Origin of the sequence: Peribacillus sp. NPDC101481, assembly GCF_044767165.1 — a bacterium.
Classification (GTDB): domain Bacteria; phylum Bacillota; class Bacilli; order Bacillales; family DSM-1321; genus Peribacillus.
Genome location: NZ_JBIWNJ010000002.1, coordinates 1253314 through 1276733 on the forward strand (window position 1 = coordinate 1253314; position 23420 = coordinate 1276733).

The window sequence follows — 23420 nt, forward strand, 5'->3', positions numbered from 1 at the left end:
ATGGATTAATGATGTGCTCCGCACCACTGTCATCGATTGGACCGTCATTAAAAAACATTTTTTCTTCCGTACCATGCGTTTCATAATTACGAAAATATTCATTGTTAATCTCTACGAAAAATTATTTAAACCTCATTTAGGTGCGTTACGCTGAAGCGTACCATAAGTAATATAATGAGGCTTTTACGCATATAAAGAAAAAGACACAATCCAGTTTCTTTAATTAAAATTCAAAGCATAAACAATCAATGTCCATACAGCAAATCCTTCCTCCGCTTGTGATTTTATTGTGAGATTTAAGAAAAATGATAGGTAGAAGGTGACAAATATGGAAGCGATCATACTAGCTGCTGGATATTCCAGCCGGGCGAATGCATTTAAAATGACTTTGCCGATGGGGCAAATGAGCGTGTTGGAGCAAACGATCTCTAAATTTGAAGGATTATGCAGCAGGGTCATCGTCGTAGCTGGATTTCAAGCGGAAATCATCCAAGAGGAAATTTCCAAAATCATCAGTGAAAATGCCTATTCATTTCAGATCAAGTTTGTTTATAATGAAAACTTTAACCAGGGAATGTTTCATTCCATTCAAAAGGGCTGCAACGAAGTAAATGCCCCAACCTTCTTTATAACACCCGGCGATTGTCCGCTTGTAAAAAAAGAGACTGTTCAGCTACTAGCAAAACACAAAGGAAACGTGGTTATTCCCAGCTTTGACTATAAAGGCGGCCATCCCATTAAATTATCAAGCGAAGTGAAACAGAAAATTCTCGAAACCAATCCAGAAAGTAATTTGCGTGCGGTCCTGGGCGGTTACGAAAAGCAATACATGAATGTAGATGATGCGGGAGTATTAATGGATGTTGATACACCGGAGGATTACCAAAAAGCCATTGATTATGATCATGCTTTAAATTTCTCGAAGTGAAAATAATTATTAAAAACTACGAAAATCTTAAATAGAAATGAATCATAAAAGATCATTCTCATTGATAAAATCATAGGAAGAGGTTTCTATTCAGAATATGTCCCATTAAAAAAACGAGTCGAAGGGTGTTGTTGCAATGAATCTCAAAGACATAAGCACCTCAGTGCCCAAAAAGGACCATAAAGGTAAAGTATCGGGCCAGTTGCCCTATATTAGTGACGTAAAAGTGGAAAATATGGTTTATGGTGTTTTGTATCGATCGCCAATTGCTTATGGAAAAATCATATCCATTCAATTACCTAATCTGCCAGAAGGGTATGAAGCTGTTGGAGCAGAGCATATCCCCGGACCGAATTATGTCAAAATTATCAAAGAAGATCAGCCCATTTTTGCCAATGAGTGGGTCAATTATATTGGTGAGCCGATTCTCATGCTCACGGGCAAAGACCTGGATATCCTGTACAGTTTGTTAAATGAAGTGAGGGTTGAATTTGAAGAACATCAGGCTATCTATACATTGGACGAAGCGATCAAGCAAAAATCAGTATCTTTAGTTTTGGCAAGCTATGAATTTGGGGAAAGCTTAGAAAACATTTCAGCTATCGAGCAGGGAGCCCATCAAATCATAGAAGAAGAATATGATACGGGTTATCAGGAGCATGTCTATCTTGAGCCGCAAGGAATGCTCGCCGTTTATAAGGATGATGAAATTGTCGTCCAGGGATCGATGCAATGTCTTTATTATATAAAAAATGCATTGCTAAGCGCATTAGCCTGTGGTGACGATGAAGTCAGGGTTGTTCAAAGTCCTACCGGCGGAGGTTTTGGCGGCAAAGAAGATTATCCTTCTATGATGGCTTGTCACGTAGCCGTTGCCGCAAGAGCAGTAAAAAAATCGGTAATGCTCGTGTTCGACCGTTCTGAGGATATGCTGGTAACGACGAAAAGGCATCCGGCCAAACTCAAATATCGGACGGCCCTTGATAAGGAAGGAAATATTTTGAGCATGTGTGTTGACATCTATCTCGATGGAGGGGCAAATGTTGGATTGAGCTCTGTCGTGCTGCAGCGCGCATTATTAAACAGTGCCGGTGTTTATAAAATTCCGCATTTTCATGCAAAAGGCTATGTCTTAAAAACCAATACCGTTCCGAACGGCGCCTTCAGAGGCTTTGGTGCTCCTCAAAGCTTTGCCGGAATCGAAAGTCATATTGGACATCTTAGTAAACTGGCAAAAATCGACCCACTTGAATATAAACGAAAATACCTCGTCAAACAAGGAGACCCCACCATCACCAAAGGTAAATTCCTCGACCCGATATTAGTGGAAGATATGATTGAGGACGTACTCAACGTGTCAGACTACAACAAGAAAAAAGAAGACTTTCAGCGCTTAAATCAACAAAATCAGCGCTATAAAAAAGGCATAGGAACTTCGCTGTTCCTCCACGGCTGTGGATTTACTGGCAGTGGCGAAAGAGATCATATTAAAGCAAAGGTGAAACTGGTTAAATCAAAGGACGACCAGGTGTCACTAAAAATCTCAAACTCTGATATGGGACAAGGTATTTTGACGACGTTGTGTAAAATTGTCGCCAAAGAACTTAACCTCCCGTTCGAAGATATTTTGTACCCTTATCCCGACACAAAAGAGGTTCCCGACTCGGGTCCGACCGTAGCTTCCAGGACGACGATGATTGTCGGAAAATTGCTTGAGCGGGCCGCAAAAAAACTTAAGAATCAGTGGCAAACAGGGGTGGAACAGGAAGTGGTTGAGCACTATGTTCACCGTGAAATGATTCCTTGGGACGAGAAAACCTTCACTGGAGATGCCTACCCGGCTTATTCATGGGGCGTTAATATCGTTGAAGTAGAAGTTGATACGTTAACAGGTAATTTAAAGTTAGAAAAAGTATACGGCAATTATGAAGTTGGAAAGGTCATCGATGAACGGATTATGAAAGGCCAAATTGACGGTGGTTTGGCTCAAGGGTTAGCATACGGTTATCTAGAAAAGATGACGTCAAAACAAGGTAGAATCCAACAAAAAAGCATATCGGATTATGGACCGCCGACTTCATTGGATATTGTTTCAATTGAAAGCAAGGTCTTTGATAACCCCTATGCTGATGGTCCATACGGGGCGAAGGGTGCAGGTGAATTGACTTTAATCGGAGGCGCTCCAGCAGTCCAAGCTGCGATTGAGGATGCCCTGCACACTTCTTTTCAGCAAATTCCGATTACACCGGAAGTCATTATTGAAAGTCTTTGGATGAAAGAAGGTGAAGAGGGTTGATTAAATTCACACTAAATGGAAGAACGGTAGAAACTGACGCCCCTGCTACAGCAAGATTACTAGATTTATTAAGAGATGAGTTTGAGTTAATCGGAACAAAGGAAGGCTGTGGTGAAGGGGAGTGCGGAGCCTGCAGTGTTTTTGTGAATAACCTCCTGCAAAACAGCTGCCTTATTCCAATTGGCTCGATTGCTGGTGCCGATATTCAAACGATCGAAGGCATCATTGAAACGGAACAATTTAAAATTTTAGATGAAAGCTATTCCATAGCCGGGGGAGTGCAATGCGGCTATTGCATACCGGGAATGATTATGGCAAGTGCAGCTTTGTTATCTGAAAATCCTCATCCTTCAGAGGCTGAAATTCGTGAGGGCATCTCCGGAAATCTGTGCCGATGTACGGGCTACAATATGATTGTTGAGGCGATTAACCTAGCAGCTAAAAAAGGTGATGGCTTATGATAGAGAAAATAACAGCGTATCGCTTCGAGCGTTTAGACGAAACTTTGAGCCAATTGAATAGAGAAGATTGTGCAATCATAGCCGGGGGCACCGATGTTATGGTTCTTCACAAAAGTAGAAGGGGAGTACCTCCAAAAATCCCTAAACCCATTGTTTTTATTAATCATCTTTCCGAATTAAAGCAGGTGTATCAACATCACAAGGATCTCCACATCGGGGCCTGCTGTACCTATAGTGAATTACTTGAAAATCCGTTGATTCCTTTTGCTTTAAAGAATGCAATTAAAACAATTGCTGCCCCGGCAATTAGAAACCGGGGAACATTAGGCGGTAATATTTGCAACGCCTCTCCAGCCGGTGACATGCTTCCTTTATTATATGTATACAATGCAAAGCTTCTGTTGCGCTCCGTAAATGGTGATCGCATGGTTGCGATTAGCGATTTCATTCAAGGTCCACGACAGGTTCAACGATTTCACAATGAAATAGTAACGGAGATTATTCTGCCGTTCGTATTAGGAGATTCACATGTCGTTTTCGAGAAAGTCGGCAACCGCAACGCAGATGCCATTGCCAAAGTATCGTTTGCGGGTTTCGTCCGGATAAGCAAAGATCGAATCGATGACATTCGATTTGCCTTCGGGGCGGTCGGACCTACGATGGTTCGTTCCATTGATATTGAGAAGAAGCTGGTTGGAAAAACGATACCATTAGCCGATGCAGACATTGCTGAAATTGTGGCAGCCTTCGATAAGATCATTAGACCAATCGACGATCAACGCTCCACTGCAGCATACAGAAAAACCGTTGCTTTACATCTTTTACGTTATTTTCTTAGCATGAAGCAATATCAACCGAATTAATGTTTAAAGATAGGGGGGAGCTTTTCATGCAGCTGATGGAAAAAGTGGCCATGCTGACGCGGCAAAACGAAACCTTTGCTTTAGCCATGATTATTGAATCAAAGGGCTCGACTCCCAGGCATGTTGGAAAAATGATTGTCTACCGGGATGGTACCATTGAAGGGACTGTCGGAGGGGGCTTGGCTGAACACTATGTGATCGAAGATAGTGTAAAGGCGATCCAAGATGGCCAATCGAAAATCGTTGAATATAAATTGAATAAACATGCAAAAGACGGAATTCAGATGAATTGTGGCGGCACGTTACGGGTCTTTATTGAAGTCTATACAAGCAGGCCTGAACTCATTCTGGCTGGGGCCGGTCATTTAGGCCATGCGTTGGCAAAGCTCGCTGATTTCCTTGAATATCCTTATTGCATTGTCGATGATCGCGTTGGTTATTGTACAAAGGAACGCTTTCCGAATGCGACAAACCTTTTTGTGAACGAGGATATTGGAAAGGCTTTGCTCGCAGCCAACCTAAATGAAAAATCATATGTGGTAATTGTTACAAAAGATTGTGATGATATTGTATTAAAAACGGCACTGCAATTTCCGATTGCATATGTTGGAATGGTAGCCAGTAAACGCAAGGTCATAAGCATATTTGAAAAGTTAAAAAGTGAAGGGGTCACGCAAGGACAGTTGGAGCAGGTCCATTCTCCAATCGGATTGGAAATTGACTCGGAAACATCAGAAGAAATTGCCATCAGTATTATCGGTCAAATCATCAAATTAAGCAAGGAAAAAAAGCCTGTAAAAGTGAAACAATTAAATAGATAAGTAGTAAGGTCAGATTAAGCTAAAATCAAAATATCTAATAGACAATGAGTTCAGTCCCCACTGTGTTAAAGTGTTAACTCAGTGGGACTGACCCTTTTTCTTTGATAAAAGCTAGAAGCAGGCCCTTGCTCTTCAGAGTGGGCTTTTTGTCGTTTTGATTAATTCATTAATATGGTAGGAATATTTTACTTTATATGCTACTACTATCATACTATACACAAAGGAAAACTCCGGGAGGGATTTTGTATGGGGATATTAGATGGACTTATGGGAAACGGGTTCTGGTGCAAAGATTACATCCATTGGAAAGAGGTATATAGATCCCTATAGAATCAGCTATTATGCAGCCATTCCAAATAGTGATGAATGAACTTCACTTGATTTTGGACAGACTTGTTCTGTAAAGTAAGCTGTCCTTTTTTAATGATATGTATCGCTCTATGGATGAGAGTGCATAACATAGTTTGAAATGATAGCTGATAGGTAGTGCAAGTATCGAAAAAGAAAATTTACCCTGAAGAAAAGAAGTGAATTAAATGGCTGAGCCTTTAAAGGATTTATATAATGAAACGTTCATTCGTGAATTCGGTGAAAAAGTAAAGGGTGTCCATCCGTCCTTCTCTACTGAATCGTTTATAGGGGAAGTGATTGATGAGCATTGGGACGAGAGGAAGTTAAAAGAACGAATAAGGCACATTTCCATTACTCTTGGAAAGCATCTTCCAAGTGATTATCAAGAGGCTTTGGATATTTTGTATCGGCTTGATAAGGATTGTGAAGGGTTTAGATATTTATTTTTCCCGGATTTTGTAGAGGTGCATGGATTGAATAAGAAAGATTGGCCGTTATCGCTAGATGCGTTGGAGCGTTTTACAGCAAGGTCATCCTCTGAGTTTGCAATCCGTGCTTTTATCTTGCTTGATCCCGTTTTAATGATCGAGAAGATGAAGGAATGGACCAATCATGATGATGAGCATGTCCGCAGGCTGGCTAGTGAGGGATGCAGGCCCAGGTTACCTTGGGGGCAAGCTTTACCGATGTTCAAATCCGATCCGGCACCAGTTTTGGGATTACTTGAGAACCTGAAAAACGACCCGTCCCTATATGTTCGCAAAAGTGTGGCCAATAACTTGAATGATATTGCCAGAGATAATCCGAATGTCGTCATAGAAACTGCCAAGCGTTGGCATGAAAGCGGAGAACCTAACACGATTTGGATTGTCCGACGGGGATGCAGGACCCTAGTTCGCCAAGCAGATCCTGAGGTCCTTTCATTATTTGGATACATGGATGTATTAAATAATCCGAGTATCATTACAAACGCATTTATTAGAAATGAACCAGACTCTATTTTTATCGGGGAAACCAGTGAACTTCATTTCGGGTTACAAGTGCATGTGAAGAATATAGCGAAGCTTCGTATTGAGTACGCCATCGATTTTGTAAAAGCGAATCAGAAAACGTCTCGCAAAATATTCCTACTGGCAGATAGGAATTTCTCAGATGGTGAAGAAGTTGAAAGAGTGAGGATTCACAATTGGAAAGACCTGACGACACGGCGACATTACATGGGAATCCATCGAATATCACTTCTTGTAAATGGTGTGGAAGTTGCAGAAACGCAAGTGAAACTAAATGATGGATGATAAAGGTTATTGAAAAGTGTGGGAGATCTTAATAACAATACCAGCACTTATAGCTGACAAAAACGAGGAACCTGAGAGTTCCTCGTTTTTAATTATTTCCTGATAGTGAAACGTAGTTACTTTTCATTCTTTCTCTCATAACACATTAAAAAGCAATCAAATCCAAAAAGTTGGATAGCTCCGATTGCTGCGCAAATTATTAATTAACAACGCCAGTAAAACGATTATCACAGCACCAGTTAAAACAGGCGTAAATAAATAACTCCAGCTATACTGGCCAAGCATGACTACAAGTGGGTCTGCCCCAGCAGGTGGGTGCGTCGTTTTTGTTAGCATCATTACCGCAATTGCTAATCCGACAGCCAAGCCGATTGCCCAAGGTTCATCGCCAAAAAAATGATAGGAAGCTAAACCTACGAATGTTGAAACAAAATGACCGCCTATAATATTACGCGGTTGTGATAATGGTGCGTTCCACAGACCGAACGCCAGCACACAGCTGGCACCAAATGGAGCCATTAACCACACTGCTGATGTTATTTTTGTTAAGAGAATTAAGGCGAATATAGTTAAAAATCCCCCAATCAACCCCGTTATTGCGTCCTTTACATTTATTTGTAAAGGGCTTCTTCCTTTTCCCTTCATCTTCGATAAATAATGAATATGAAAATAGCGTTTTTCTTTATGCCTCGCGGCTGAAATACGGTCCAAAGTGAACCCTCCTTTTTTATATAATTAGACTTTACATGAAATAAACTAACCTGTCAAAATTAATTTAATGGTTAGTTTAAAAATCCAAAAAAAAAGCCAACTCAATGTGTCAATAAGAGGAGGTTCAGAATAGTTTCATCCCGAATCATTTTACGGTTTTATGAAATCCTAAATGGATTTGAAGAAATTTACGACACTCCTGCCGAATGACTGGCTAGCCAAGACCCCACAGTTGCTCGCTTTGGGGAGGCTTGGCAGACAGTCGGCGGAAAGGGAGCGGATTTCTTAAATCAACTGGAACCATTTTGTAATGAAAAAAATGCAGGCAACCAGCTTACTTCAAATTTGTTTACATTCTGACAAACTTATTTAATAAGGTAGATCTTCATTAATCATCAGATTTCCGGTGTTGAAATCGGGCTACCTTTTTCCTATTCCCGCATATTTTCATTGAACACCATTTGCGTCTTCCGCTTTCATCGATAAATAACAGGACGCAATCATCATTCGAGCATCGCTTTAATGATGACAGCTTATTTTTTTCAATTAAAGTTAATGAGTCGAAGGCAATATAGGATTGCAGGATATCTTCCGCTTCTCCAACAGGTATGGGAACCAGTTTTTGATCACTTAATTTATATGTGAAAGGCGATTTTTCGATTTTTTTTTCTAAATAGGCGATAAACTCATCAGGAATCGGATTCCCATCTGCTATTAATTCAAATTGTTTTCTTAAAATAGTACGCATTTCTAGAATGCCTGCAAATACTCGTTGAATTCTCTCTTTAATTTTTGATGATAATTGATTATCCAAATATGAGTTATTCCCTTTTATTACAGTAAGCCAGTCCAGCACATCACGTTCTGATAGTAATAAGTCTTGCCGTTGGCCACGACTGACCAGTTCCGTATTCACTAAATCCAGAGAAATATTACCTGATATAAGTGGAAATTTATTAGTTTCAGACATAAGTTCATCTCCCATTCCTTGCTAAATTCTAACCATTAAAATATTAATTGAGGGGTTATATCTTCATTATACCTTATTTCTGAATTTTTCAGCTACTCGTCTTAAATTACGGGTTAATATGGATGTTATCAAACATCCATATTAGCAATAACAGAATTGCAATTGAAAGTACATGATAATCAATCCTTTTAAAGTGAGGAAAAAAGTTATTGACAAATCCTGTACGTACAGGATAATATGAAAGCGTATACAGAACCTATACGTACAGGTTATAAAAACAACTATATTTTGCTTTCTAGGGAAAGGAAGTAGTGAAATGGGTAAATACACAGAACCAGCAACGGATTTGCTCCAACATGTCGGAGGGAAAGAAAATATTGCGACGGTTACGCATTGTGCGACAAGAATGCGTTTTGCGTTGAAAGATCCCGCCAAGGCGGATGTAACGAATATCGAATCGATTAAGCTTGTGAAAGGAACATTTACACAAGCTGGCCAGTTCCAGGTCATAATCGGGAACGAAGTATCATCGTTTTATAATGAATTCGTTTCCATAGCTGGACTTCAGGAAGCGTCAAAAGAAGATGTGAAAAATGCAGCAAAACAGAATATGAGCTGGCTGCAGCGTATGATTGCACATCTTGCGGATATTTTCACCCCGCTAATTCCTGCCATAGTCGTTGGCGGACTCATTCTTGGTTTCCGCAATATTATTGGGGATATAAAAATGTTCGATGACAGCACAAAGACCCTTGTGGATATTTCACAATTTTGGGCAGGGGTACACGCCTTCCTTTGGCTGATAGGTGAAGCTATTTTTCATTTTCTTCCTGTTGGGATTACATGGTCGATCTCGAAGAAAATGGGCACGACTCAAATTCTCGGCATCGTCCTTGGTTTGACCCTGGTTTCCCCACAGCTTCTTAATGCATATGCAGTGGCAAACACAAAGGCAAGTGACATACCTTTTTGGGATTTCGGTTTTGCCCAAGTCGATATGATCGGCTACCAGGCACAAGTCATCCCAGCGATACTTGCAGGGTTCGTCTTGGCATATTTAGAACGGTTCTTGAGAGATAAAGTGCACAATTCCATTTCCATGATCGTCGTTCCATTTTTCGCTTTACTTCCAACTGTAATCATTGCCCATACCATTCTGGGGCCAATAGGCTGGAAAATCGGTTCTGTCATTTCTACGGTTGTATATTCCGGATTGACTTCATCAGTTGGCTGGCTGTTTGCTGCCGTTTTCGGCTTTGCCTATGCACCGCTTGTCATCACAGGCCTGCATCATATGACCAACGCAATCGATCTTCAGCTTATGAGTGAACTTGGCGGTACGAACCTATGGCCAATGATCGCATTATCCAATATTGCACAAGGTACGGCAGTGCTAGCAATGATTTACATCAACAGAAAAGACCAGGAGGAAAGACAGGTTTCCATACCTGCCACGATTTCATGTTATCTCGGTGTAACCGAGCCAGCCATGTTCGGAATTAACTTGAAATACGGCTTTCCGTTCTTAGCGGGTATGATCGGTTCACTTTTTGCAGGCATCGTTTCAGTGGGGTCTGGAGTAATGGCAAACTCAATCGGTGTTGGAGGGATTCCAGGTATCCTATCCATCCAGCCGCAGCATATGGGAATGTTTGCACTCGCGATGCTGGTTGCATTCGTTGTGCCATTCATTTTGACCATAGCATTCTCCAAGCGTCCTAATATGAACTTGAAAACAAGAACGAAAACAACGAAATTAAATGCTTAATAACGCGGAGGGAGAGCATTCTCCCTCTTTTTTTACCATACTGGCAAAAGATACATCAGGGATAGCAGGAGGAATTACAATGAAGGATTTTAAAAATAGTACGATCTATCAAATTTATCCGAAGTCATTTAAGGACTCGAACGGTGACGGCATCGGGGACATAAATGGTGTGATAGAAAAACTTGATTATTTGAGTATACTGGGAGTGGATTATATTTGGCTGACCCCTTTTTATCGTTCACCTCAAAATGATAATGGATATGATGTAGCGGATTATACATCCATTGATCCTGTTTTTGGGACGATGGATGATTTCGAAAGATTGGTGAAGGAGGCTAATTCGCGGGGTATCCAAATCATGTTGGATATGGTATTCAACCATACATCAACAGAGCATGAATGGTTCCAAAAAGCATTGGCTGGAGAGAAAGAATATAAGGACTATTATATTTTCAAGAAATCGAAAAATGGTGAGCCCCCTACGAATTGGATTTCGAAATTCGGAGGCCCTGCATGGGAATATGTAGCGGAACATGATGAATACTACCTCCATTTGTTCGATCGGACACAAGCTGACCTTAATTGGGAAAATCCCAGAGTGAGGCAGGAAATCTTCAATGTAGTAAACTTCTGGCTGGATAAAGGTGTCAAAGGATTCCGTTTGGATGTCATCAATCTTATTTCGAAACCTGACATCTATGAAAATGACAAAGATGGAGATGGACGATGCTTTTATACAGACGGTCCCAAGATTCATCAATTCCTAAAAGAGATGAATGAAGAAACTTTCGGGAAGGATGAAGAGGTGATGACTGTAGGGGAAATGTCATCGACGACCATTGACCATTGCATCAAATATTCATCTCCAGTTGAAAAGGAGCTGTCAATGGTATTCAGTTTTCATCATCTAAAGGTGGATTATAAGGATGGGGAAAAGTGGTCACTTGCAGATTTTGACTTCAGTCAGTTAAAGGAAATCCTAAGCAGCTGGCAATATGGGATGCAAGAAGGAAATGGATGGAATGCCCTGTTCTGGTGTAACCATGACCAGCCGAGGATCGTATCCAGGTTTGGAAATGATCAAGAGTATCACAAGGAATCGGCCAAGATGCTGGCAACAGCCATTCATATGCTTAGGGGAACCCCTTATATTTATCAAGGGGAGGAAATAGGTATGACCAACCCGAAATTCAATGAAATTGAACAATATCGGGACGTGGAATCAATTAATTATTACAATATTTTAAAAGAGGCAGGCAAGGATGAAAAGGAAATAATCGAAATCCTTCAAGCTAAATCCCGTGATAACTCGAGAACTCCCATGCAGTGGGAAAATGCGGAACATGCAGGCTTTACAAAAGGGACTCCATGGATTGCAGTGCCTGATAATGCCAAAATCATCAATGCTGAACACGCACTGATGGATCAGGATTCCATTTTTCATCATTACCAAAAACTTATATTCTTACGCAAGAAACATGATATCATTGCATATGGGGACTATCAGGAAATTCTTGGCGACCATGACCAATTGTACGCTTATGTACGCAGTTATGAAGACGAGAAACTTTTGGTCGTCAATAACTTTTATGCAAAAGAAACGGTCTTCGAAATTCCAAAGGATATAGACCTATCCGGATACAACTCAGAGCTCCTTCTCTCAAACTATATCGATTCGAAAGAACTTGCAGGTGATTTTATCCTTCGTCCCTATGAATCGGTGGTCTATTTGTTGAAAAAGGACGAGTAGCAGACTAAGAAAAATATATTGTGGTGATGAAATGAACAGCAAATACCTATCGCTATATGGTGATATCGTTTCAAAAATTGAAGAAGGAACCTTTCCGACAAATTCAAAGCTTCCTTCCGAAAGCAGCTTCATGGAAGAGTATGACATATCCAGGGATACTGTGAGAAAATCCTTACAGTTGCTTGAACAAAATGGATATATCCATAAAATCAAAGGCAAGGGTTCCTTTGTCTTGGATTTCAGCAAATTTAATTTTCCTGTAGCAGGGTTGATTTCGTATAAAGAAATGGTGGAAAAGTTGAATTTGCATTCCAAAACGATCATCCACAAGTTGGAGCTTGAGACCCCCGACTCAAAAATGGCCAAGCTTCTAGACTTAACTGATGATGGTGAAATATGGAAGGTGTTCCGGGTACGCCAAATCAATGGGAAGAAAATCATATTGGACAAAGACTATTTCAAAAGCGAATTCGTAACAAACCTGACCAAGGAAATTTGTGAGGATTCTATTTATGGATATATCGAAAAGGATCTCGGGCTCCAGATTGGTTTTTCCAACAAGGAAATTACCGTGGAGCCATGCAGTGAGGAAGATAAACAATTATTGGACATTGAAGACTTCGATATGGTGGCAGTTGTGAAAAGTACGGTCCATTTAATCGATGGAAGCTTGTTTCAATATAGCGAATCCAGGCATAGACCCGATAAATTCAAGTTCACTGACTTTGCACGAAGGACTTGGTGAAGGTAAAGGAAGAAATGAAGGACTGACTCTTGAAAGTTCAGTCCCATTCAAAATGAGAACCCCGCCGTTGAAGATATTTTTATTTTTGAACGAGCGGGGAGATGAGGAGAGTCAAACTTAATTTGACTCTCCTTCCGCTTGTTTAGTGGTATGGGAAGCATTTAGTAAAATCACTCCGCCAATGATTAATACTAAACCGCCTAATGTAGTGATACTAAATGGCTCATTCCATAATAGTACGCCAATCATTGCCGTTAAAGCTGTGCCTATTCCTGACCAAATGGCATATGCTAAGCTTAACGGAATTGTTTTAAGACATAAAGATAAGCTATAAAATGCAATGCTAAACCCAATTATAACTCCAAATGAAGCGAATAAATGTGTAAAGCCTTCAGACAACTTAAGCATGGTCGTACCAAATACTTCACTAATGATTGATATTCCTAAGGCTATGTATCCCTTCATATTATTACCTCCATTACTAAATTGTTAAGAAGTGCCTCCACTAGAGAGTTTCAAAACAACAACTCCTCCAATGATCAGGACTAAACCTAAAAATTTTTTCACGTTAAAGCTTTCTTTATAAACGATAACTCCCACTAAAGCAGTTAAAGCAGTGCCTATTCCCGACCAAATGGCATAAGCCGTTCCAAGCGGTATGGTTATTAATGATAATGACAGGCAATAAAAAGCCAAACCCATTCCAATTACCACACCAATGGAAGGGAATAACCTTTTAAACCCGTTTGATACTTTTAACATAGAACTGCCAAACACTTCACTTAGGATGGCTATTGCCAAAAACGCATAAGGATTCAAGATGAACTCCTCCTAAATATTGATCTATTTTCGACCACTTCCCCCAAGAATCTTATCATCTAAAGGACACATATTAAACTAAAACCACCTATAGTCAGTTTCATATTTTCTGTCTTTGCAATTCACGCTCAATATTCATCTTAAAGTGATACAATAAGCCGCTTCTTCGAACCGGTAGCAACATATAAGAAGGGTGAACAGGGATTTCTAGGAATTTTGTCGAATTATTCCTTTAACGATTACATTACTTAAGAAATAGGGAAACGGTAGAATATGAAATTAATTAATAGTTATTCGGATAAATTTACTTTTACACTGTGGGAAGAGCCTCTGTAAGTAGATAATTTATTTTAAAATATACCTTGATAGAATAAATTGATGATATAGCTAAACTTAGAATCCGTATTTCATCTCTATTAGAAACAACTATAATAGGATTAGGCTTCCCATTCTGCGGAGAATAGATCACGTTCACAACAATTTAGGTATCCCACTTTAGTGCATACTCTTTACAAAGCTAGTTAATTTAATCAGAGGTTACCGGGATGTAAAAAGGGATTTTCTATATGAAGATCCCTTTTTACTACTTCTTCTACTAACGACCCTTAAATCAAAAGCTAAACAAAAAGGGCTTTGGTAATACCGGTACGTTTATTTGGCTAAGAAAGCCAGCAGCAGACAAGAGTGGATTTTGAATAAACGTACGTATTTCATCAGAAAGGTCCATATCTGCATTTATAAGAAGATTTTCCTTTATTTAGGCAAGCTTCTCCATTATCCATTGTTTAATTAACTTAGCGACTTGGGGTGGCGAAGTGGTAGAAGTGTCCAAGGTAGGTATTGGTGGAACTGATGTTTTGGCTTCTTGAACTAACTTCTCAGATAGTTCATTCATATAATTAATACTGTCAGCCGTCCATTTGCCACGAGCCGATAATCGTTGTGTACGCGCTTCACCGTTACAATAAAGATGTAGGTAATGAACTGGATTAAATAAAGGGAAATGGTCGCAAATTTCAACATTATATGGATCGGGTACATTGCCGAATAATACGGAATTACGTCCGGAATAAGCACTATAATAGGCAACCTTCAACCAATTATCACATGCTGTTTGATAATCGTCATTGTTAACGATAAGATCCATATCAAATACATTGAAATCCACCATGATTTTCTGCAATTCCAGTGAAGTTGCTGATTTACCTGAGCCACTAATGCCAGTCACAATAAAAAGAGGGTAAGTCATGATCATCACCTTCCAGTATATTAAGGAAATAGGTTACTAATATCATAATGATATTTTCCACTTTATTTATTAGTATGTTCAAACTGTTAATTCGCATCTTTTTTTTACCCAGAATGAAAAAAGAACTTTGCCTGCCTCTCTAGGAATGTAATTCTTCTTTACGGCTATTGACTGGCCTATATAAATAATTGTACTTTGAATATGAACATTACTGGTATATGGAAATTCACAGGATATAGTCAGGGGGATAATTATGTATGTTAGTCAAACCAGGGATCATGAAGTAATTGCAAAACTAAATAGAAATGCCCACGATCTGCATGCAAAACTATATCCTAAGTATTTTAAGGAATATAATTATAGTGCAATGAAGGAATCTTTCAAAAGTTTGGTTGAAAATAACAGTTTTGTTTTTCTCGTTTTAAAAGAACATGAAGAACCGATCGGTTACGTATGGATTGAAATTAAAAAATATCCAGAAAGTGCTTTTAAAAATGCGTATAAATCAGTTTATGTGCATCAGCTTAGTATCGTTGAAAATCAAACCAAAAAAGGTTACGGTAAAATACTAATGAATGAGGTCTATGGAATTGCCAAAAAGAATGATATAGATTTAATTGAACTGGATTATTGGTTTGAAAACAAAGCTGCAAAAGAGTTTTATCAAAAACAACACTTTAAAAAGTATAGGGAGTTTGCATTTAGACAGTTGTAAATCCTTTGACACTCATTATTCAAAGGATGGAGGAAGGAATTAATAAAAACCCCGAATTGGGGTTTTTTTAATTAATATCTTACCATTCTCCTTGAAAAACTAGGGGGTTGAGGAACTCCACAAATAAAGCTTTGGGAATAACACTCTTTCACGATACTTCGGGTATGCGGTATATATGTGTTGAAGTGTTTATTCACCGTAGTTGTATGTGTCGGGTGAAAAACCGGAATCACCGTGTTGATGACATTGTTTTTTACATATTGCTTTGCTGGGGAGATTTGAGGTGGATTATACTGTGTAGGCATTCTGTGAGGTGGGCAATATTGTCGTGGACATTGACCGCCTTTCGGATGCCCCCAGGGCTTATTATACATTTAAACACCTCCTGGATTTTTTTTTGAAAGTCATTATTAGTTTATGAAAATAAATGATAAAGGGACTAGTATAAATGCCTTTATCAAAAATATCCTGGGCATATCAGATTTTTCACTCATTTTAAAAAGCATTAATTTAAACGAATTCGGTTAATCGCTTGACGAACAAATGACTTGTGTCTTTTTCGCCAATTATTTTCCTTGCTCTTTTCCAAGCCCCATTCAGGAAATGTAGATAACCGTAATGCGGCAAATAATTGCCAGTAGGGTAAGTTTGTAAAATTCACCTCAGGCATCAGGGTTTTATATTGATTGGTGAAGTCATTCATCGCTTGCATTCCAAAATGATAAAAGATTTCGAGTTGACTATTGGCAAGGTCAATCAAAGGGTCCCCTAAGCCTGAATCTTCCCAATCAATTATGGAAACTAGTTTACCCTCTATCCATAATAGATTTCCTGGCCAATAATCACCATGAAGAATCACTTCCTTATTAATGGACGGTAAAGGCGTGAAAAATTTTAACAAATCCCTAATCAAACTCATATTTAATGTTTCGTCCAGGATTACCCTATCTTTATTATTTAACATTTCGATATATGTATTTTCTAATTTAGGCAGGAATGATAAAGATAGATTTGCACAATCAACACGATGGATTTTTGCTAGATTTATTGCCGATTGTAAGATATGATCATTGAGATTTGAGGGTGTGAATTCTGACTTCCCTTCAATAAACTCAATAAGTATGCATGGCTTGGAAAAAATCTCGCACGATTGCTCTAGGTAATATGGCATCGGTACAGGCAAACCTGCAGCTTTCAATATCCCTAGGAGCTTGTGTTCATCAGCTGCAACATTTGGATTCCGTTTTAGGTCAGGATCACCATGCTGACGAACGATCATTTTCATGAGCCGTCCTGAAGGATGTAATACTTCAAGGCCTGTAACCTGAGCAGAAATTCCGCCTTTTAATTCCCATGCGCGAATTAGCTTGCTTCCTTGATCAAACTTTTGAACCAATTGTTCAAACTTACCATATTCATTCATCATACAACTCTCCTTTAAAAAATTTTAGCTATAGGATAAGTTTCCAGATAACTTTCGTAAAAATTAAAGCATTATGTTAGAACTTCAATAAATGAAACCAAAGCTTGTTACACTCGTAGAGTAATCTAAACAAAGTGAGGTGCGCTGATATTGAAAATAGAAAAATATAAAGTGGAAACACCAAAAGGGACGTTACAATATAATATTAGTGGAAAAGGCAAACCAAATATAGTTTTGATTAACGGTGGTTCTGGACCGATAGAGGGTTGGATGAAAATACTACCGGCAATTTCTGAAACATCATCTGTATTTTCCTATAATCGCTTTGGTGTTGCTGGCAGCGATAAACCTAAGGAAAGCCAAGACGGGAAAAGAATTGTTAACACTTTACGTGAGGCATTAACAATCGTGGGGTTTGAACCTCCATACTTATTGGTCGGACATTCGCTAGGCGGCCTATATGCTAATTTATATGCCTGACTTTACCCAAATGAAGTGGGGGGAATAGTTTTTTTAGAATCCAGTACAACGAAAGATATAAGCCTTAATGAATATCAAGGCAATGCCGTAAAAACCGTTAATAGGATGTTCAAGGTGTTTGATTCCTTATCCTCGCATAAACAATTCAATGAAGTTAATTTTGTAAAAAAAACTGTGGATCAAATCCAGCAAATTGATACATTTCCCGAAATGCCTGTATTTGTCATTACTGGTGGACAAGAAAATCGAATGATGCCAGAGGAAATTCGAAAAAAACGACTTAAGAATCAATTGGAATTGCTTTCATTGTCAAGAAACAGCAAACACATTGTCGCAAAAAAAGTGGGCATTTTCCGCAATTATCAGAACCAACTATAGTGATTGACTCAATCAAAGATTGTGCAGAACAATTAAATAAAACAAACCATAACTAAATAAATGCAAGCATTTAGTTAGAGTATTTTTGTTAATGTTGACTTTTTTAATCTCTCTATCTCCTTCTATCACTTTATTTGTAGACGCCCAATAATTCCTGATAGAAAAGTATAAAAATGGAAGAAGGCTTTTTAAAAATTCCGCGTCCATTTGGCGAATGTTATCGTATAATGCAAAACACCTTTAGGGTGTATTTTTTTTGGAACTGTGGCCGAGAGATGAATTCTTTATTTTGAAATTTCTTTAATCAGATAGTTATGTGTACAAGCATTTATTGATACGTAACATAAGATTAATAGAGGTGATAGAAATGGTAAAAGTATTTATTGATCCCGGCCACGGCGGTACGGATCCAGGCTCGGTGGGGAATGGATTGAGAGAAAAGGATTTAACTTTATCCATTGCAACTCGAATTAAAGACATCTTATTAATAGAATATAATAACGTTTCTGTAAAAATGAGCAGGTACCAAGATACGTACCCCTCTTTAAACGATAGGACGAATGCAGCGAACGCGTGGGGAGCCGACTTTTATCTCTCCATCCACATCAATGCCGGCGGCGGCACTGGGTATGAGGATTACGTTTATACGTCTACTAATCAGATTACGAAAACGTATCAAGATCATATTCATTCAGAGGTCTTGAAGCTTATCAACATCCAAGACAGAGGACAAAAAACAGGAGATTTACATGTGCTCCGTGAAACTGACATGCCTGCACTACTGACTGAAAATGGATTTATCGATAATGTCAATGACGCAGCCAAATTGAAAACGGCAGCCTTTATCGAATCACTGGCTCGCGGGCATGTAAACGGTTTAGTTAAATGCTTCGATCTTAAAAAGAAAAATACAGCTGTATACCACACAGTCGTTAATGGTGACACCGTATACTCCTTAAGCATGGCATATGGCAGTACGGTTCAGCAAATTAAAGATTGGAACGCTCTTGACAGTCAGTACACAATTACAGTAAACCAAAAATTGCGGGTTAAATGAATAATTAATAGTTGCCTGGTTAAATTATTTTTAACTTCCAGAAGCACACCACACAGGAAGCCCTTCTCAAAAAGAGTTTGTCTACAGTTTTTAAGGATTAGTACAATTTGAACGTTGATTTCCACTACAGGCACTCGTTTTCCGCGGGCGGTCCGGAAGCCTCCTCGACGCCTTTGCGCCTGGCGTGGACTTCCTTGGCCACGCATTTCCCTCAGGCGTCTCGCCACCCGCTCCAATCAACTTTGTTTTAACTTTTAGAGAGAACCTATTTTGTCTACAAACTCAGCCCCTCTCAAAAAGAGAGGGGCTTTTCCTCGTTCAGGAATATGCAAGTAATAAAATAGTCGTGTACATTCTACTGTCCTAAATGAGTACTTAGATAATAGCGGAAGAAGTGAAAGGGAAAAAAATTTGCACAGAAGGCAAAAGTGGAATTGAATATATACTCGCATTTTCCAAGAAACAAGCCTCTGACGGGATTCGAACCCGCACTCCTTTCGTAAGCATAGGCTAGGGGAGAACACGCTTCCCTACGGATTTTCACCGGCAGGAATTCCACCTGCCTCAGCGTATTTGCTTTTCGGTGCTTCTGAAACCCTTACCTTGCGACCCGGTGGCTACAAATGTTTTCCGGCGCTCTTCCCTTCTAGAGCTACAGAGGCAAATGCTTATCATCCTATTATAAGATTCCCATATGAGGTTGTGAACCGAATAATAAAAATATGATAATTTGATTGCCTAATACAGACAATTATATTCATTCTGCATGAAAGGGAAATCTGAAATAAAAGCCCGAGGAAGCTTATAGCTCCAAAAACATTCACTCAATGAAATAAGTAATCTGGGGAAAACGGATATGCCTTTGTTTATAGGCTGACACAAATTCTATTTATCCTTTGCAAAGACATATATAAAGAACAATACTAATAAGCACAAACCATGATGGCTTGTACCTAATATGTATCAGTCAACAAAGAGAACTAAATTAATACTCCATAAAGAAACTCTAAGTGGATATTAATCGTATATTTTAATGGCTTGAACCACTTTTCCTAAAATTCGAACTCTATCATTTTTGATGTTATAGGTTTTTTCTTCATAAAAAGGATCCGTGCTGCAGGGAGTGAGTGTGATGTTTTCTGCATCGATATTCACTTTTTTGACAGTGGCATCGTGACCATTTACCAAGACCACTCCGATTTTTCCTTTATCAACGTAGGTTGTTTTTTCAACGAGAATCAATGATCCGTCACTGAATTCTTTGTTCATGCTATTGCCATTCACTCTAAGGAAAAAATATTCTTTATTCGTTTTTAGCATCGAATTTAATGTCGGCATATAGGCTTCTATATATTCATTGGTAAAATTAGGCTCTCCAGCAGGGATATTGCCGTATACTCCAATTAATCTTACATTCTTTTCATTTAGAAATTCCATTCCTGGAGCATTTCTAACGTTAGGTGCTCCTTCAATGAGGTGGGATAGCGGTATTTCAAAGCATGAGGACATCATGCCCAATTTATCCATTAAAGGTTTATTCCGTCCGGATTCCCATGCTGATACTGCCGTTGGTGCCACCTTTAATATATTTGCCAAATCTTCTTGTGTCATTTTTCTTTCTTTTCTTAACATTTTAATCCGTTCACCAATGTGCATATTTCTTCACCTCTTACTTGAATATACACCATGAGTGAAGGTGAGTAAACTTAAAGTGCGTGAATTTTGCGAAAAATTGTTGGTAACTATACTTCAAGTGTGATATCATTTTTTTAGATAGGTGGTGACAAGATATGACAAACGTTAAGTTCACACTTAAACAAGCGAGGAAGTATAAAGGTTTAACACAGGAAGAAATGGCTAAAGTGCTGAAGATGGCCAAAAGGACTTACATTGACTATGAGCAATATAAGATTCCTTTGCGAATCGATAAGGCTTATTTGTTTGCTGAATGTGTAGGGTTCTCGATCGACGATATTATTTTTTTTGATCCCCACCTACACTTCAAATGTAGTTAAAGGATCAAGACTATTAATCATTTATTCACCAAAGTAACCATTCCTGGGGCAAAATTTAAGTAATGATCGAAACAGGGTGAAAAAATGGGAAAGGAAAATCAGATAAATAAATTATACAATTGGAAGAGCGAGCATAGCCCTGATATTATTTATCCAGTTCTCATTGTGAAATACGCGTATGGGCGTTTAGGGGAGGGCTTTAAGGAGTTAATAATCCAAATACACGATTGATACTAAGATCCCTATGAATGACATCCAATTGCTGTCAACAATTTACTTAATGTATAGGATGGACTTCAAAACAATATGAATATGAGCAATTGGACAGTGGCAAATTCGAAGAATAATATTTGGATGCTCATAAATAAAGTCAAGCCCTACATCCGTTGCAGGAGAAGGGCTTATTCTCTTTTTCTTCATGAACATACAGCATTCGATATATGGATTTCCTCTATAAGGATAATTTCATAATTGGAAAATGACTGTATACATAAACGAATTGAAGGCAAACCATCATACTATATCTCCATTTTTTTGAATTCTTCTAGTTTATTTCTCCTATCTTTATGAAGATAGCAGGTAATGGTATGCAAAAGTACAAATATATACTAATGAAGGCTATCAAAGGCATGGAAGGAGGGAGTTGAAAATAGGATGAGTTCGAAAGAATTCCACATGATATTGGAGGAGATAACAATTGAAAAGGAATGTAATCAATTATGTCGTTTTTCTTGTCCTCATTCTAACCATATTAATTATGGCCAAGCCAGACATTTCCTCAGCAGGAAAATTAAAGCCCCCTTCCGAAACTTTCAGTCCAGGGGATTGGTTTCTTGGAAGTATTCCTCCCAATCTTGATACAAAGAAACCACCGATCGTGTTTGTTCAAGGGAAAAACGGCAGTTCAACCAGCTGGTACGGTGAAACGGATTATCATGGTGTCAATGATATGTATACCAAAGCGTATGAAGCAGGCTACCAAACTGTTTTTGTTCAGCTTCATGATTCAGCTGGAAATGGATCAGTGAGCCAATATGCTAATGGAAGGCTTTTAGCTCAAATGCTTGCAGAAATCAGTAACCATTTCGGGGGTGAAAAAGTAAATATTATAGCTCACAGCAAAGGGGGCCCAGATACCCAAGCGGCTCTAGTGCACTATGGAGCACACCAGTATGTTGGAAGGGTGATCACTTTAGCTTCCCCCCATCATGGTTCTCACCTAGCTGATTTGGCTTATAGCTGGTATGCGGGCTGGCTTGGTTCCCTATTAGGTCAAAAAGATGAGGGAACTTATTCTTTACAAGTTGGTAAAATGGCTGAATTTCGTTCGGTCACGGATAACCATGTTAATTCTCGTAAAAACATGTATTTCACTGTGGCAGGCATGAACAGAGGCCCGGTTCTATCAGCCTTATCAATGGGTGGACAATATTTATCTTCATATGGGGAAAATGATGGTCTAGTGAATGTATGGAGTACAAAAATACCCTATGCAACACATTTATTTTCAGATCCCAACTTTGATCACGACAATATACGAGTCGGCTCAGCTGTATTTTCAAGAATTGAACCATATTTAAGAAGCACTTCCACCGCTGGAATCCCTGAATATAATGTCAATTATAAAGAACGGGTTGAAGATGATGTCATTACCACCGCACTCGCTCAAACCGTTCTGGGTGATGTCCTGAAACAAAATGTCTGGATCGAACTAAGCTTCCATGTAAATGAATCAGCCCCAGGCAATATAAACATATATACAGCATCAAATGATGTCGAGGTTGAAATGATTTCTCCATCCAATAAAAAGTATTCACCTTCCTTAATGGTTCATTCAGCCAAAAACGAAACTTCCTTTTTTAATGGTGCAACCGTCCAATCATTCAATAGAAACAACCTTGAAATTGGTGATTGGAAAGTGCGTATGAAGACTAAATCGCCAAAAGACGCCTACCTGTTCACAGCACAATTTAACGAAAAGAATCCCATTACATTAAGTATGGCCGGTAAAGTTAAGCAAAAAGATGCGAAATTTTTAATAAAGAACCCAATGAATGATAAAAAAAGGCCAATCAGCACAACATTTTTGTTTCATCTAATAGATGAAACAGGTAATGAAATTAGTGAAAAAAGCTCAATTAAGGCAATGGATACAGAAAATTTTACTGGCACCCTTCCGGAAGTACCTAAGTCAGGTGTTTATAATGTAACAATAGATGTCAAGGAAAAAAATGTGGATGGTACTGAAAGAACCCGGACAATGATTCGTTCGGTCTATATTGAGAAATAGTGAAATGCATTCTCTTCTTTGAGAGGGTATCAGAC

General features: G+C 38.9%; 23 protein-coding genes and 1 pseudogene. 15 read left to right on the forward strand and 9 right to left on the reverse strand.

Translation table 11 applies throughout. The annotated features are described in order from the left end of the window. Nucleotides 1-328 precede the first annotated feature (328 nt). The 5 genes from ACIROD_RS16060 (at nucleotide 329) to ACIROD_RS16080 (ending at nucleotide 5369) form a co-directional block, all read left to right on the forward strand. A complete protein-coding gene (locus ACIROD_RS16060; RefSeq protein WP_402942083.1) occupies nucleotides 329-928 on the forward strand; it encodes a nucleotidyltransferase family protein in 600 nt (199 codons plus the stop codon). A gap of 136 nt (nucleotides 929-1064) precedes the next feature. Continuing rightward, on the forward strand, nucleotides 1065-3224 hold the full coding sequence (locus ACIROD_RS16065) for a xanthine dehydrogenase family protein molybdopterin-binding subunit (RefSeq protein WP_402942085.1): 2160 nt from the start codon (nucleotides 1065-1067) through the stop codon (nucleotides 3222-3224). Continuing rightward, nucleotides 3221-3685, forward strand: coding sequence for a (2Fe-2S)-binding protein (locus ACIROD_RS16070; protein WP_034312987.1), 465 nt, complete (start codon nucleotides 3221-3223; stop codon nucleotides 3683-3685). Before ACIROD_RS16065 ends, ACIROD_RS16070 begins: the two co-directional genes overlap by 4 nt. After that, nucleotides 3682-4548 carry an FAD binding domain-containing protein gene (locus tag ACIROD_RS16075; RefSeq protein ID WP_101221628.1) on the forward strand — a complete coding sequence of 289 codons (867 nt, stop codon included), beginning with the start codon at nucleotides 3682-3684 and terminating at the stop codon, nucleotides 4546-4548. The genes ACIROD_RS16070 and ACIROD_RS16075 overlap by 4 nt, the downstream gene beginning before the upstream one ends. A 26-nt stretch (nucleotides 4549-4574) precedes the next feature. Further along, nucleotides 4575-5369: an XdhC family protein gene (locus ACIROD_RS16080; RefSeq protein WP_402942087.1), complete on the forward strand. Its 795-nt coding sequence runs from the start codon at nucleotides 4575-4577 to the stop codon at nucleotides 5367-5369. Nucleotides 5370-5708: 339 nt separating this feature from the next. Here ACIROD_RS16080 and ACIROD_RS16085 read toward each other — a convergent pair. Beyond that, nucleotides 5709-5806, reverse strand: a pseudogene (locus ACIROD_RS16085) (IS6 family transposase); the annotation flags it as partial. Nucleotides 5807-5905: 99 nt separating this feature from the next. Here ACIROD_RS16085 and ACIROD_RS16090 point away from each other — a divergent pair. Then, complete coding sequence (locus ACIROD_RS16090) at nucleotides 5906-7015, forward strand: DNA alkylation repair protein (protein WP_402942089.1); 1110 nt, start codon at nucleotides 5906-5908, stop codon at nucleotides 7013-7015. 156 nt (nucleotides 7016-7171) lie between these two features. Here the strand turns inward: ACIROD_RS16090 and ACIROD_RS16095 are convergent, their stop codons facing one another. Next, complete coding sequence (locus ACIROD_RS16095; RefSeq protein WP_063234631.1) at nucleotides 7172-7726, reverse strand: HPP family protein; 555 nt, start codon at nucleotides 7724-7726, stop codon at nucleotides 7172-7174. Between the two features lie 388 nt (nucleotides 7727-8114). Next, nucleotides 8115-8696 (reverse strand): CGNR zinc finger domain-containing protein, encoded by a 582-nt coding sequence (locus ACIROD_RS16100; protein ID WP_402942091.1) that lies wholly within the window; start codon nucleotides 8694-8696, stop codon nucleotides 8115-8117. A gap of 316 nt (nucleotides 8697-9012) precedes the next feature. On the opposite strand from ACIROD_RS16100, the gene treP reads away from it, so the two are divergent. The 3 genes from treP (at nucleotide 9013) to treR (ending at nucleotide 12959) form a co-directional block, all read left to right on the forward strand. Then, the gene (gene treP, locus ACIROD_RS16105) at nucleotides 9013-10464 is read left to right on the forward strand and encodes a PTS system trehalose-specific EIIBC component (RefSeq protein WP_101221630.1); all 1452 of its coding nucleotides are present in this window, start codon (nucleotides 9013-9015) and stop codon (nucleotides 10462-10464) included. 79 nt (nucleotides 10465-10543) lie between these two features. Then, nucleotides 10544-12214 (forward strand): alpha,alpha-phosphotrehalase, encoded by a 1671-nt coding sequence (gene treC, locus ACIROD_RS16110; RefSeq protein ID WP_402942094.1) that lies wholly within the window; start codon nucleotides 10544-10546, stop codon nucleotides 12212-12214. Between the two features lie 31 nt (nucleotides 12215-12245). Continuing rightward, the gene (gene treR / locus ACIROD_RS16115; protein ID WP_402942096.1) at nucleotides 12246-12959 is read left to right on the forward strand and encodes a trehalose operon repressor; all 714 of its coding nucleotides are present in this window, start codon (nucleotides 12246-12248) and stop codon (nucleotides 12957-12959) included. Between the two features lie 117 nt (nucleotides 12960-13076). On the opposite strand, the gene ACIROD_RS16120 is transcribed toward treR, so the two are convergent. The 3 genes from ACIROD_RS16120 to ACIROD_RS16130 all read right to left on the reverse strand — a co-directional run bounded on the left by ACIROD_RS16120 (nucleotide 13077) and on the right by ACIROD_RS16130 (nucleotide 15027). Beyond that, nucleotides 13077-13424, reverse strand: coding sequence for a DMT family transporter (locus tag ACIROD_RS16120; protein ID WP_101221633.1), 348 nt, complete (start codon nucleotides 13422-13424; stop codon nucleotides 13077-13079). A 24-nt stretch (nucleotides 13425-13448) separates the two neighbouring features. Next, the gene (locus tag ACIROD_RS16125) at nucleotides 13449-13778 is read right to left on the reverse strand and encodes a DMT family transporter (protein WP_101221634.1); all 330 of its coding nucleotides are present in this window, start codon (nucleotides 13776-13778) and stop codon (nucleotides 13449-13451) included. Nucleotides 13779-14535: 757 nt separating this feature from the next. Then, nucleotides 14536-15027 (reverse strand): DEAD/DEAH box helicase family protein, encoded by a 492-nt coding sequence (locus tag ACIROD_RS16130; protein WP_402942099.1) that lies wholly within the window; start codon nucleotides 15025-15027, stop codon nucleotides 14536-14538. A 253-nt stretch (nucleotides 15028-15280) separates the two neighbouring features. Here ACIROD_RS16130 and ACIROD_RS16135 point away from each other — a divergent pair, with 253 nt between their 5' ends. Then, nucleotides 15281-15742, forward strand: a complete 462-nt coding sequence (locus tag ACIROD_RS16135) for a GNAT family N-acetyltransferase (protein WP_402942101.1) — start codon at nucleotides 15281-15283, stop codon at nucleotides 15740-15742. A gap of 71 nt (nucleotides 15743-15813) precedes the next feature. Here the strand turns inward: ACIROD_RS16135 and ACIROD_RS16140 are convergent, their stop codons facing one another. Further along, nucleotides 15814-16116, reverse strand: a complete 303-nt coding sequence (locus ACIROD_RS16140) for a CotD family spore coat protein (protein ID WP_402942103.1) — start codon at nucleotides 16114-16116, stop codon at nucleotides 15814-15816. Nucleotides 16117-16247: 131 nt separating this feature from the next. After that, nucleotides 16248-17165: an aminoglycoside phosphotransferase family protein gene (locus ACIROD_RS16145; protein ID WP_402942104.1), complete on the reverse strand. Its 918-nt coding sequence runs from the start codon at nucleotides 17163-17165 to the stop codon at nucleotides 16248-16250. 150 nt (nucleotides 17166-17315) lie between these two features. Between ACIROD_RS16145 and ACIROD_RS16150 the strand changes: the two genes are divergently transcribed. The 3 genes from ACIROD_RS16150 to ACIROD_RS16160 all read left to right on the forward strand — a co-directional run bounded on the left by ACIROD_RS16150 (nucleotide 17316) and on the right by ACIROD_RS16160 (nucleotide 19080). Further along, nucleotides 17316-17645, forward strand: coding sequence for an alpha/beta fold hydrolase (locus tag ACIROD_RS16150; protein ID WP_402942105.1), 330 nt, complete (start codon nucleotides 17316-17318; stop codon nucleotides 17643-17645). Between the two features lie 114 nt (nucleotides 17646-17759). Then, nucleotides 17760-18023, forward strand: coding sequence for a hypothetical protein (locus ACIROD_RS16155; protein ID WP_402942106.1), 264 nt, complete (start codon nucleotides 17760-17762; stop codon nucleotides 18021-18023). Between the two features lie 367 nt (nucleotides 18024-18390). Continuing rightward, nucleotides 18391-19080 (forward strand): N-acetylmuramoyl-L-alanine amidase family protein, encoded by a 690-nt coding sequence (locus tag ACIROD_RS16160; protein WP_260357265.1) that lies wholly within the window; start codon nucleotides 18391-18393, stop codon nucleotides 19078-19080. 1017 nt (nucleotides 19081-20097) lie between these two features. On the opposite strand, the gene ACIROD_RS16165 is transcribed toward ACIROD_RS16160, so the two are convergent. Further along, entirely contained in the window at nucleotides 20098-20736 is a 639-nt protein-coding gene (locus ACIROD_RS16165; RefSeq protein WP_101221640.1) for a LexA family protein, read from the reverse strand. Nucleotides 20737-20870: 134 nt separating this feature from the next. Here ACIROD_RS16165 and ACIROD_RS16170 point away from each other — a divergent pair, with 134 nt between their 5' ends. Both ACIROD_RS16170 and ACIROD_RS16175 read left to right on the forward strand, forming a co-directional pair. Then, nucleotides 20871-21095, forward strand: a complete 225-nt coding sequence (locus ACIROD_RS16170; protein ID WP_101221641.1) for a helix-turn-helix transcriptional regulator — start codon at nucleotides 20871-20873, stop codon at nucleotides 21093-21095. A gap of 757 nt (nucleotides 21096-21852) precedes the next feature. Further along, nucleotides 21853-23385: an esterase/lipase family protein gene (locus tag ACIROD_RS16175; protein ID WP_402942960.1), complete on the forward strand. Its 1533-nt coding sequence runs from the start codon at nucleotides 21853-21855 to the stop codon at nucleotides 23383-23385. The last annotated feature ends 35 nt before the right edge of the window (nucleotides 23386-23420 follow it).